Annotated in this window: 14 protein-coding genes; 8 read left to right on the top strand and 6 right to left on the bottom strand. The window is 37.7% G+C overall.

Annotated features, from left to right (window positions below; genetic code table 11):
* The first annotated feature begins 168 nt into the window (after positions 1–168).
* The 5 genes from D0S48_RS00920 to D0S48_RS00900 all read left to right on the top strand — a co-directional run bounded on the left by D0S48_RS00920 (position 169) and on the right by D0S48_RS00900 (position 3,643).
* Positions 169–669 (top strand): DUF1189 family protein, encoded by a 501-nt coding sequence (locus D0S48_RS00920; protein WP_151109441.1) that lies wholly within the window; start codon positions 169–171, stop codon positions 667–669.
* A gap of 49 nt (positions 670–718) precedes the next feature.
* Positions 719–1,054, top strand: a complete 336-nt coding sequence (locus tag D0S48_RS00915) for a hypothetical protein (protein WP_144535929.1) — start codon at positions 719–721, stop codon at positions 1,052–1,054.
* An 84-nt stretch (positions 1,055–1,138) separates the two neighbouring features.
* Positions 1,139–2,266: a flavodoxin-dependent (E)-4-hydroxy-3-methylbut-2-enyl-diphosphate synthase gene (gene ispG, locus D0S48_RS00910; RefSeq protein WP_144535927.1), complete on the top strand. Its 1,128-nt coding sequence runs from the start codon at positions 1,139–1,141 to the stop codon at positions 2,264–2,266.
* A gap of 11 nt (positions 2,267–2,277) precedes the next feature.
* Positions 2,278–2,856, top strand: a complete 579-nt coding sequence (locus D0S48_RS00905) for a hypothetical protein (RefSeq protein WP_151109439.1) — start codon at positions 2,278–2,280, stop codon at positions 2,854–2,856.
* A gap of 169 nt (positions 2,857–3,025) precedes the next feature.
* The gene (locus tag D0S48_RS00900; RefSeq protein WP_144535923.1) at positions 3,026–3,643 is read left to right on the top strand and encodes an NAD(P)-dependent oxidoreductase; all 618 of its coding nucleotides are present in this window, start codon (positions 3,026–3,028) and stop codon (positions 3,641–3,643) included.
* 326 nt (positions 3,644–3,969) lie between these two features.
* Here the strand turns inward: D0S48_RS00900 and D0S48_RS00895 are convergent, their stop codons facing one another.
* Genes D0S48_RS00895 through D0S48_RS00885 form a run of 3 tightly spaced genes read right to left on the bottom strand, consistent with a single transcriptional unit; the run spans position 3,970 to position 5,989 of the window.
* Positions 3,970–4,380: a Fur family transcriptional regulator gene (locus tag D0S48_RS00895; RefSeq protein WP_144535922.1), complete on the bottom strand. Its 411-nt coding sequence runs from the start codon at positions 4,378–4,380 to the stop codon at positions 3,970–3,972.
* Positions 4,377–5,225 carry a metal ABC transporter permease gene (locus D0S48_RS00890; RefSeq protein WP_144535920.1) on the bottom strand — a complete coding sequence of 283 codons (849 nt, stop codon included), beginning with the start codon at positions 5,223–5,225 and terminating at the stop codon, positions 4,377–4,379. The genes D0S48_RS00895 and D0S48_RS00890 overlap by 4 nt, the downstream gene beginning before the upstream one ends.
* The gene (locus D0S48_RS00885) at positions 5,222–5,989 is read right to left on the bottom strand and encodes a metal ABC transporter ATP-binding protein (protein ID WP_151109437.1); all 768 of its coding nucleotides are present in this window, start codon (positions 5,987–5,989) and stop codon (positions 5,222–5,224) included. Before D0S48_RS00885 ends, D0S48_RS00890 begins: the two co-directional genes overlap by 4 nt.
* 102 nt (positions 5,990–6,091) lie before the next feature.
* Between D0S48_RS00885 and D0S48_RS00880 the strand changes: the two genes are divergently transcribed.
* Complete coding sequence (locus D0S48_RS00880) at positions 6,092–6,352, top strand: hypothetical protein (RefSeq protein WP_144535916.1); 261 nt, start codon at positions 6,092–6,094, stop codon at positions 6,350–6,352.
* A gap of 28 nt (positions 6,353–6,380) precedes the next feature.
* On the opposite strand, the gene D0S48_RS00875 is transcribed toward D0S48_RS00880, so the two are convergent.
* A complete protein-coding gene (locus D0S48_RS00875; RefSeq protein WP_151109435.1) occupies positions 6,381–7,268 on the bottom strand; it encodes a deoxyribonuclease IV in 888 nt (295 codons plus the stop codon).
* Between the two features lie 12 nt (positions 7,269–7,280).
* A complete protein-coding gene (locus tag D0S48_RS00870) occupies positions 7,281–8,579 on the bottom strand; it encodes a DEAD/DEAH box helicase (protein ID WP_144535912.1) in 1,299 nt (432 codons plus the stop codon).
* 104 nt (positions 8,580–8,683) lie between these two features.
* Between D0S48_RS00870 and vrrA the strand changes: the two genes are divergently transcribed.
* On the top strand, positions 8,684–9,412 hold the full coding sequence (vrrA, locus tag D0S48_RS00865) for a VrrA/YqfQ family protein (protein ID WP_151109433.1): 729 nt from the start codon (positions 8,684–8,686) through the stop codon (positions 9,410–9,412).
* A gap of 68 nt (positions 9,413–9,480) precedes the next feature.
* Positions 9,481–10,458 carry a 4-hydroxy-3-methylbut-2-enyl diphosphate reductase gene (locus D0S48_RS00860; protein ID WP_151109431.1) on the top strand — a complete coding sequence of 326 codons (978 nt, stop codon included), beginning with the start codon at positions 9,481–9,483 and terminating at the stop codon, positions 10,456–10,458.
* 52 nt (positions 10,459–10,510) lie between these two features.
* On the opposite strand, the gene D0S48_RS00855 is transcribed toward D0S48_RS00860, so the two are convergent.
* Positions 10,511–11,629: a Nif3-like dinuclear metal center hexameric protein gene (locus D0S48_RS00855; protein ID WP_151109429.1), complete on the bottom strand. Its 1,119-nt coding sequence runs from the start codon at positions 11,627–11,629 to the stop codon at positions 10,511–10,513.

Here is an 11,629-nt window from a genome sequence, read left to right as displayed (position 1 = left end):
TGTGCTCAACTCCTATTTCGGAAAATTAATACATTTCTATTATGATGAAATTATTAAGCCTATGTAAACACATACTCACCATTCTTTACAATATCTTAACAAAGCAAATAAATTACTTTGTTTTCTTCATTCTGAAGATGATATTATGAAGTAGGAAGGGTGATATCTATGAATCTATATCAATTATTTAAAGCAAGCTTACATAGCCCTAAAAAAATTGCGGCATTTCGACTTATACCTATTGGAAAGGTTATGCAATACATATTCATCTATGTATTTCTAATGACAGCTTTCTCCTTTTACGGATTTATAAATGGGATTTCAGAACAACAACAAAATGTTGAGGGACTTATTGAATATTTTGCGGATATTCAATGGTTGATCTATCCGTTCGCTTTTATATTTTTGTTTGTATTAAATACTATGTTGATATTTGTCCGTATTAGTATCTTTGCCTATATAGGTACCCTAATACTTCATTTATTAAAACGACGTGGTGAATATCGTCATTTATGGAGAACGACTCTATTTGCCAGCACTGTTCCAATGTTGCTTTCCATCCTTTTTGCTTTACTGCAATGGTCTAATGATTATTTTCAATTAGTAATCTATGTCATTACGCTTGTCTATTTATTTATGTCTTTAAAATATTATCCTATCAAGAGATAATGCATAATGTTCCCTCCTGCGACATAGAGTTCGTTAGGGGGGATTTTTAATGAAACTATTTTTAGCAACCATCGCGCTACTTGTTTCGTTTTATATTATTAAGGTAGATTTGTTTGAGGGAACTATCCCATTAGCATATTCGAGTGAGATACAAATGGAGAAGTGCATTGAATCTCCTAACTATATTGTTGCAGAGATTATGCCTGGGGAAACTATCTATTCTTTATTTGCGATTTATCCTACTAGTGAAGATATTTCATTTACTAAACGTTTAAATGATTTTTATGAGCTAAATCCTCATTTAAAAAACCAGTCATTCCATGTAGGAGAAAAAGTACTTTTACCTGTTTATACATCGCAAACAAACTGTAAAAAAGAAAATTAGAGGTTTCTTCCTTGTCAATTCATTTGAAAGACTGATAAAATGGTGGATAGTGACGGCATAAAGCCTCAAGAAGGAGAGAATTTCATGAGTGAAATAATTCATCGTTCCAAAACTCGTCCTGTGCGAGTTGGAAACTTGACTATAGGTGGCAGTAACGAGCTTTTTATCCAAAGTATGACTACAACTAAAACACATGATGTAGAAGCAACTGTGGCGGAAATTTTACGCCTAGAGGAAGCTGGTTGTCAAATCGTTCGTGTAGCTTGTCCAGATGAACGTGCCGCTTATTCGATCGGCGAGATAAAAAAACGTATTAATATTCCATTAGTAGTGGACATCCATTTTGATTATAAATTAGCGCTAATCGCTATCGAACAAGGTGCTGATAAAATTCGTATTAACCCAGGTAACATTGGGCGCAAGGAAAAAGTAGAAGCTGTAGTAAATGCGGCTAAAGCAAAAGGTATTCCAATCCGAATCGGTGTTAATGCTGGTTCTCTAGAAAGGAAAATTCTAGAGAAGTATGGCTATCCTACAGCAGATGGTATGGTAGAAAGTGCTCTTCACCATATAAAAATTCTAGAAGACTTAGATTTTCATGACATTATTGTTTCGATGAAGGCTTCTGATGTTAGCTTAGCAATTGAAGCTTACCGCAAGGCTTCTGAAGCATTTGACTACCCACTTCACTTAGGAATCACTGAGTCAGGTACATTGTTTGCAGGTTCTATTAAAAGTGCTGCTGGCCTTGGAACACTTCTAGCGATGGGTATTGGTAACACAATGCGTGTATCTTTAAGTGCAGATCCAGTTGAAGAAGTAAAGGTTGCAAGAGAGCTTTTAAAAGTATTCGGTCTTTCTTCTAACGCTGCAACACTTATATCATGTCCGACTTGTGGACGAATCGAAATAGACCTAATTTCTATTGCAAATGAAGTAGAAGAATACATTTCTCATATTAAGGCACCTATTAAAGTAGCAGTATTAGGATGTGCAGTAAACGGACCTGGTGAGGCTCGTGAGGCTGACATAGGTATTGCAGGTGCACGAGGAGAAGGTCTTTTGTTCCGTAAAGGTAAAACTGTTCGCAAAGTTCCCGAGGAAACAATGGTTGAAGAGCTTAAAATCGAAATTGATAAAATTGCTGCTGAGTATTTTGCACAACAAGAGCTAGATAAACAACAAAAGGATGCTGAAACACAACAAGCGTAAGGAGAGATACAATGACGAATGTACGATTCGGCATAGATATAGATGGGACAGTTACTTGTCCTACTTCTTTGCTTCCACATATAAATGATGCTTTTAAATGTAATTTACAGTTAGAGGATATTAAAGAGTACGATTTAACAAAGGCATTTGAAGTAGACCAAAAGGAATTTTATGAATGGTTTAAGTCGTCTGAGTCAGTAATCTACGCTACCTCCCCTATTCAAGCAGATGCTAAAGCGGTTTTATCTGCTTGGAAGGAAAAGTATGAGCTATACTTTATCTCTGCTCGTGGAGAAAATGTCATGGACGTAACTTTAAACTGGTTTAAAGAGCAAGAGTTACTATATGATCATATCGAATTGATCGGTACTCACAACAAAATAGAAACTGCCAGAAAACATGGCGTACATGTATTCTTTGAAGACAAGCATGACAATGCTGTAGAAATTAATGAAGAGCTAGATATTCCAGTTTTATTGTTCAACACTCCATATAATCAACAACCCGCTCCTAAGGGCGTCATCCGAGTGAATAACTGGATTGAAGCAAATAATTGGATCGAAAAAGAATTTTCGATGACTATTAAGTAATATGAAAAGGGGTAACCTGTTAAGGGTTATCCCTTTTTTTAGGTAAAATAGTATTTTCAAGCTTCAATTGAAATGTTACTTAAACAATACAAACTTACTTGTAATCGGACATAGGTGTTTCCTGATTATAGGCTAAGTAATACAAAACATTAGAAAAGAGGAAACAGACATGGATATTATTATATTCGGAGCAAGTGGCGGTGTAGGCAAACAATTTACTAAATTAGCATTAGAAAAGGGTCACTCTGTCACAGCATACATACGGACCCCCTCTAAGCTAGCGATGGAGCATGAAAATCTGACTATTATTCAAGGTGACGCTTTTGACAAGAAAGCCGTCGAGGAAGCTATAAGTGGCAAGGAAGCAGTTATTTCATGTTTAGGATCCACTACTGGGATGAAAAAATCTACTCAACTAGAAAATATGATAAAAAATGTAGCTGATGGAATGGTTGCGAATAATGTGAAACGAATTATTTATACTGCCTCTGCAGGTGTGGAAAATGAAATACCAGGGATAATGGGCAAAATGATGATGAAAATGCTGGGTAACGTGTTAGCCGACCATAAAAATGCAATTGATTACATTAAATCGAATGATTTAACTTATACAATTGTTAGACCAATGGGACTAACAGATAAAGCATTTACTGGTAATTATAAAGAATCTACTACAGGTGTTCCTAATTCAGGGCGATCTATATCTAGAGCAGATGTTGCTGAATTCATCTATAAGGCATTAACAAATAGCGAATACGAAAACACTTCTGTAGGAATTAGTAGCTAAAACCTTTTAAGATAAATGAAACTAACAATCGTGGACACATACTTGAGAAGGAAATAAGCCACAACAAGCAGCAAATAATAGTGGCTTAATTCTTTACTCCCCATTCTTTTCCTGACTACGCTTTCTCTCAAAGAGTTTTACGACAATCCGAGCTCCGATTACTACAATAGGTCTCTATTTTACGACAATCCTACGGAAATTTACTACAATCCCCTGCATGTCCCTTCTCTCGAGAAGGTTTTACGACAATCCGTGCTCCATTTAAGAAATTTACTACAATCCCCTGGCAACAAAAAAAAGTGTAAACCATTAAAGGCTTACACTTCTCAATGACATTCTGGACAGTTTCCGTAAATCTCAAATTTATGATTTTCTATCTCATACCCCGGTATACTATTTTGAAGCACTTCCATTGGGCAAAAATTGATTTCTTTAATGTTGCCACATTTTAAACAAATAAAATGGTGATGATGATGATCTACTTCACATTGCATTCGAAAGTTCTTTTCCCCTGCCAGCTCTGTTTCTTCTAAAATACCAAGCTCTACGAAAGTATTAAGATTACGGTAAATTGTATCGTAGCTCATACCCGGGTGTTCCTCCATCATGACATCTAATATATCTCTAGCTGTAATATACTTACTTGTTTTAGAAAAAATATCGAGAATCTGTTCTCGCTTATCGGTTTTCTTAAAGCCTTCTTTTTTTAAAAGATCCCATGCTTTTTCTATGTTCATGTTGCAACCGCTCCTTTTCTTCCCACCTTTTTAGCTAAGATAGCTAGAAGCAAGATAATAATAGAAGTAACGACAATAGTTCCACCTGGGGCTAAGTCCAAATAAAACGCGCTTACTAGTCCAATGACAACAGCTAGTTCGCCAAAAATTACAGATAGAATAAGAGCCTGCTTAAAGCTTTTGGATATTCTCATTGCTGCTGCCACAGGCAGTGTCATAAGCGAAGAAACAAGTAATATACCGACAATTCTCATAGATGCAGCAATCACTAGAGCTGTTACCACCATGAAAAGCATATGGATCCATTTAGCAGGAAGACCTGAAGCCTTTGCATATTCTTCGTCGAATGATAAAACAAAAAGTTCTTTAAAAAATAGCCCTAAAAATAATACCACAACAATTGAAATGCTAATAACTATCCATAAATCTTGTCTGCTGACGGCAGATACGGAACCAAATAAGTAACTAAACAAATCTGAACTGAATCCCTCAGCTAAGGAAATAAATATAGCACCAAAACCCAAGCCTGCTGACATAATGATGGGAATTGCCAATTCTTCATAATGTTTATATAGACGACGCAGCCTTTCGATAAAAAGTGAGCCCGTAACCGAAGCAACTATTCCTAAATATAATGGATTAAGTAGCGCTAGTGCCCCAATCGATTGGCTTAAGTAAAGACTACCTGCTATCCCTGCAAGGGTCACGTGGCTCAATGCATCTGCTATCAGTGATAGCCTTCTTACAACGATGAACACGCCCAACAGAGGAGCAATAATTCCAATAATCAACCCCGAAGCAAATGCATTTTGAAGAAATTCGTATTGAAAAATAGATTCTATCATGACTGTACCTCACCTTGGTGCTCAACTTTACGGACCGAATGACCGTACCATGCTTCCAATTGTTCTTCACTCATCAATTCCATGTCTTTTTTAAAACCATGGAAGTGCATTCTTTGATTTAGACATGCCACATGACTGATGCTAGTTGAAACGGCGTCAACATCATGGGTAACTAGTATGACAGTAATATTATGTTCACGATTCAAGTGTACTAACATATTATAAAATGAACGAACATTTTTGCTGTCAATTCCAACTGTAGGCTCATCTAATATTAATATCTTAGGATTACTAATCATTGCTCTTGCGATGAATACTCTCTGTTGCTGGCCACCAGAAAGCTCTCCTATATTTTTATCAGCGAAATCTTCCATTCCTACTGCCTTTAATGCTTGTCGAACTTGAAGTTTAATATTCTTAGGGAAACGCTTAAAAAGACCTGTTTGTTTAACAATTCCGCTTCTAACCACTTCACTTACTGTGGCAGGAAAGCCCGTATTAAACGAATTCGACTTTTGAGATACGTAGCCTATCCATTCTCTCTCTTTAAATTTATGAGCAGGCTTTCCAAATAGGAATACCTCTCCATCTGTTGGCTTTAACAGTCCTAGCATAATCTTTAGAAGAGTGGACTTTCCAGAACCGTTAGGACCAATAATGGCTAGGAAATCTCCTTCCTCAATGACTAAGTTAATATCGATTAACGCTTGTGTTTGTTCGTATTTATAAGAAATATTATGTAATTTGATTAATGGTAAGGACACTTTGTTTCCTCTATTCTAATTCAGAATGATTACGATTTACAATGATAAAGTATAGAGGATAAATCGTATTGTGTAAATAAAATTGCTTGAAAGGATGTTCATATGGATATTGGGAAGTTTATAATTCAACTACAAAACTGTACTAAAAAAGAATTTAAACAAATCCTAAAAGGTTTTGACGTGAAGCTGTCGGATAAAGAAATAGAGGGAGTTCATCCTTTGCTTCAAGAAATTTCTATAACTTGGCTAGTATTAGGAGTACCTAATGCCATCCAGCAAAAACTGATTCAAATTTTAGGTGAAAAGCGCGCTATTACTCTTTATGAGCAGTTAAAAGAAAAAGGCCCCTCCTCTTTTCGTTGAAAAGAGAAGGTGCCAGACAATTTAAATATTACACAGTAAGTAATTCTAATGCCTTAGGGTCAAATAATTTAGAACGAAGCATCTCAATCTCCATTTTATAAGGAGCTTTTTTCGATTTAGCATCTACACCAACAAAAGGCGTCTCTAGTATTTTAGGTATTTCTGTAAGCTGTGGATGATGCACAACATATTGAAGTGCCTCAAATCCAATTTCACCAAATCCAATATTTTCATGACGGTCTTTAGCTGCTCCACAAACGTTCTTACTATCATTAATGTGCAACACTTTTAAACGGTCAATTCCAATAAGTTTGTCAAACTGATTTAATACACCATCAAAATCATTTACTACGTCATAGCCAGCATCATGTATATGGCATGTATCCATACAAACTGACAATCGATGATTATTTGTAACACCATCGAATATTTGAGCAAGCTCTTCAAAAGTCCTTCCACACTCTGATCCCTTACCTGCCATTGTTTCTAATGCAATTTGGACAGGGTGTTCAGTTGTCAAAACTTCATTCAAGCCTTCTATAATTTTTTGTATACCTGCTTCAGCTCCAGCGCCTACATGAGCTCCTGGGTGAAGAACAATTTGTGTTGCACCTATCGCAGCAGTACGCTCCACTTCTTTTTGGAGAAATTCTACACCTAAAGCAAATGTTTCTGGCTTTGTGGTATTTCCTAAATTAATAATATAAGGTGCATGAACCACAATATTAAAGATGTCATTTTCCTTCATATGCTGTAATCCAGCCTCAATATTTAATTCCTCAATTGGTTTTCTACGTGTGTTTTGAGGTGCTCCAGTATATATCATAAATGTGTTTGCACCGTATGATGCTGCCTCTTTACTAGATGCCAGAAGCATTTCTTTACCACTCATGGAAACATGTGATCCTAGTAGCATGGAAGTCCCTCCTTATTTCTTACGGTTTTTAATGCGACGCTCTCTTTTCTTCACTTTGTCCATTTCCCATTTCATATTACGCTTGTAGCCTGGTTTAACTTTTTTAGGTTTACGGACTAGCGCCTTCGCTTTCGCATCGATTTCATTTTCTACTTTTGTTCTATTCTTTCTCGCATGGCGTTCTTTTAGCTCTGTCCATTCACCGTTACTTACATCTTTGTGTTCAAATGTAATGCCCATTTTTTCTATACGGTTTAACGCATCCTCATCAGATGGTTCAAACAATGTGATTGCTGTCCCAGTTAGCCCTGCGCGAGCCGTTCTACCAACTCGGTGAATAAAGAATTCTAAGTCCTCTGGAATTTCATAATTGATGACATGGCTTACTCCAGGAATATCAATTCCACGAGCCGCTAAGTCTGTTGCAACTATATATTGATATTCTAATTCATGAATTTGTTTCATCACGCGTTTACGATCACGAGGAGAGATATCTCCATGTACAACGCCTACTTTTACGCCGTTACCTTGTAAGTAATTTGCAACTTCATCGGCATTTTGCTTTGTATTAGCAAAGATAATTGCCAAATAAGGATTGATACCTTCAATAACATCTAATAATCGTTTTTTACGAGATTTACTACGTACAGGTACAACAGTAAAGTCAATACCATCTGCTACTGGGCGTTTGTCACCTATTTTAATATGCACAGGAGAGTCCATATATTTTTTCAAGAATGGTTGTAGTTTTTCTGGAATAGTTGCAGAGAATACAAACATCTCTAATTGATCAGGCATACGTGATGCGAACTGATCTATTTCGTTTATAAAACCTAAATCAAATGCTAAATCTGCTTCATCCACTACTAATACATTTGCAGTATGAACTAAAAGCGCTTGTTCAACAGTTAAATCACGAAGTCGACCTGGTGTACCAACGACTATTTGTGGCTGTGTTTTTAACTTTTCGATTGAACGAGCCTTGTCTGTTCCTCCTATGAATAGCTTAGTTTGAATCTCTGTACCCTCTATTAACTTGTTCAACTCTTTATATATTTGAGTTGCAAGTTCTCTTGTTGGAGAAGTTATGATTGCTTGTACCTCTTGTTTACTAGCATTTACTTTTTCAACAATCGGTATCAAGAAGCTATGAGTCTTTCCAGTCCCCGTGTGTGCTTGACCAATCGCACTTTTCCCCTTTAATACTAAAGGAATGATTTCTTTTTGAATTGGTGTTGGTTCCTGGAAGCCTAATTTATTTATTGCTTCTTGTAAAAACGGTTGAAAATTATAATCTGTGTATTTGGACATTTGAGTCCCTCCCTATCATATCTTTATTGTAACACGATTGTACATAAAACGGATAATTTGCATAGAATAGAATAGTCTGTATGTTCGAAAGGAGATGAAACAAATTGCGCTATGAATCTTTTTATCCATTCGCTCAAAGAGGGAATGACTTTTCTAATTTTGGCAATCAAAATTCCTTCCAGAATGCCCCTCCTCCTCCACAAAATTTCGGTGAAGCTCCAAGTGGACCTAGTAATGGACCGGCGAGCGGACCTCTTACTAATTTAGTAAGACATTTCCAAGGAGGCAATGGTGGTTCTTCAGCTCCACCTACTGGAGGCGGTTTTAGCCAGGGTCCTCCCCCTGGAGCTGGCATGTTTGGGCAAGGACCTCCTCGTGGAGGATTTAATGCGGGAGGACCGCCAGGTGGTCCTCGTGGAGGATTTAATGCGGGAAGACCGCCAGGTGGTCCTCCCGGAGGTTTTGGACCAGGACCACAAGGCTTTGGGCAAGCCGCAGCAGCGGCTGGCGCTGCTGGTGCCGCTGGAACTGCTGCTGCAGGGGCTAGCGGTCTAAGCAGTAAAACGATGTCTTATTTGCAGACTGCTGATAAGTTTATTAATACAGCTCAACAACTAACACCTATGGTCAAACAATGGGCACCTATGATACAGAATGTACCTGCACTATTGAGACTTTATCGAGGCTTCACAGCTGCTCCTGCTGCAGGAGCAGCAGCAACTGCAGCCACTACAGCTTCGGCGGCTGCTGCAGCCCCGGTAGCAAGAGCAGCAAGCGCGGTAGCTTCCACTGGAGGTGCCTCGCTACCTCGAATCTTCCAGCCACCGTTTTAATACTTTGTAATCAACCTTAACCTCCGTTATAATATGAGTATGCTCGTATTGAAGGGAGTTTCTTAAAAATGATTGTACAAAAAATTTCGCCTAGAGGATATTGTTATGGTGTGGTGGATGCTATGGTTATTGCACGTAACGCTGCGATGGACTCATCTCTTCCACGGCCAATTTATATATTAGGAATGATTGTTCACAACAAACATGTAACCGATGCTTTTGAGCAAGACGGAATTATTACACTGGATGGAGAAAATCGTTTAGATATCCTATCCAAAGTGGAGAAGGGTACCGTTATCTTTACTGCTCACGGTGTTTCCCCAGAGGTAAAAGAACTGGCACGTAAAAAAGGTTTAGTTTCTATAGATGCCACCTGTCCTGATGTTACTGTTACCCATGACTTAATCGAAGAAAAAACAGCAGAGGGCTTTGAGATTATTTATATCGGGAAAAAAGGACATCCCGAGCCAGAAGGCGCTATCGGAGTTGCTCCAGGTAAAGTACATTTAGTACAGACAATTGAAGACATTGAAAATCTATCCCTACCTGACGAGAAATTATTAGTGACGAACCAAACTACAATGTCTCAATGGGATGTTGTTCATTTGATGGATAAATTAAAAGAAAAATTCCCTAACATTGAAGTTCACAAAGAAATTTGTCTAGCCACTCAAGTAAGACAAGAGGCAGTTGCTGAACAGGCTGGCAAAGCAGAGCTTCTTATTGTGGTTGGCGACCCAATGAGCAACAACTCTAACAGACTCACTCAAGTTTCAGAGGAGATTGCAGGAACACCATCGTACCGAATTGGTGATATTTCCGACCTAAAATTGGAATGGCTAGAAAATGTCAATCATGTTGCGGTTACTGCTGGTGCATCCACACCAACTCCGATTGTAAAGGAAGTTATTCAATTTCTAGAAAAGTTTGATCCGAATGATCCATCAACTCATGATACTTCAAAGAAAGTACTTCCTGAAAAAATTCTTCCAAAAATTAAGATTCCTAAACCAGTTATTCGAATTGAACCATATTCTATCAATTAACAAAGCTGCTTCCTTGAGAAGCAGCTTTTGTTTTAGTGTGGACACTTAACCCTTAAATTATTCGAAAGGGCTCAGTAGATAATTGTGATGCAATAAAAATACAGTCCAATTTTTTTTCCTCACATTTAGCATTCATGTAATCTGAGACGCCTTTTTTCATGATCTGCTCTATGTGATGTCCAGGATCAATAATAGCAAGGTCTATTGCCAGTGCATCCTGTGCAATATGGAAATATAAATCACCTGTGACCAATACATCTGCTCCTGCTCTTTTCGCTATTTGTATATATTTGTTGCCATCTCCGCCTAATATTGCAACCTTTTGAACAGGTTTTTCCATTGATCCCACTACCCTAACAAATGGAACATTTAATTGAGATTTAACGGTGTTTGCATAATCCCCCAATGAGACTGAATTTGGTAGTAAACCTATTCTTCCAAGTCCCTTTTCATTGACTTCTATATCAAGTTCCATCAAATTGTATGCTGGTTCTTCATATGGATGAGCATTTAGCAGGGCTTTTAGGACTCTATTTTTCTTTGTAGCCGGGAACACTACCTCGATTTTATCTTCCTCAACTACTGCTAGTTTATTTGCCTCTCCTATATAAGGTTTTGCTTCACTATTTGGCTTAAAACGGCCCTCTCCGGGAGTTGTGAAGCTACAACTATCATAGTCACCTAGTTTACCTGCTCCTGCCTCCCCAATCGCTTTTCTCACGGCTTCAGTCGCTTCTTTAGGCGTAAAGACCTCTAGCTTCATTAGCTTCTCAGAAGTAGTCGGCTCTAAAATGGATACGTTCTCTAACTTCAAGGCATCGGCCAATAAATCATTTACTCCCCCTGTTGCAATATCCAAATTAGTATGAGCTGCGTAGACTGCAATTTCATGCTTTATCAACTTTTCAAATAAACGTCCTTGAGGTAAATCAGTTCTAATATTTTTTAGTTTATTATAGATAGGCGGATGATGAGCAATAATCAGCTGACATCCTTTTTCAATTGCTTCATCCACCACTTCGTTATTGACATCTAATGTTACAAGGACCTTAGTAACTGGCTTATCTAACCTTCCAATTTGAAGACCTACAGAATCTCCTTCTACTGCTAAAGAGCGAGGAGCCCATTCTTCAAAAAAGGAAATAAGATGCTGTCCATTTGTTTGCTTCAT

The organism is Psychrobacillus sp. AK 1817, from assembly GCF_008807035.1.
Classification (GTDB): Bacteria; Bacillota; Bacilli; order Bacillales_A; family Planococcaceae; genus Psychrobacillus; species Psychrobacillus faecigallinarum.
This window is presented reverse-complemented; position numbering and strand designations above follow the sequence as displayed.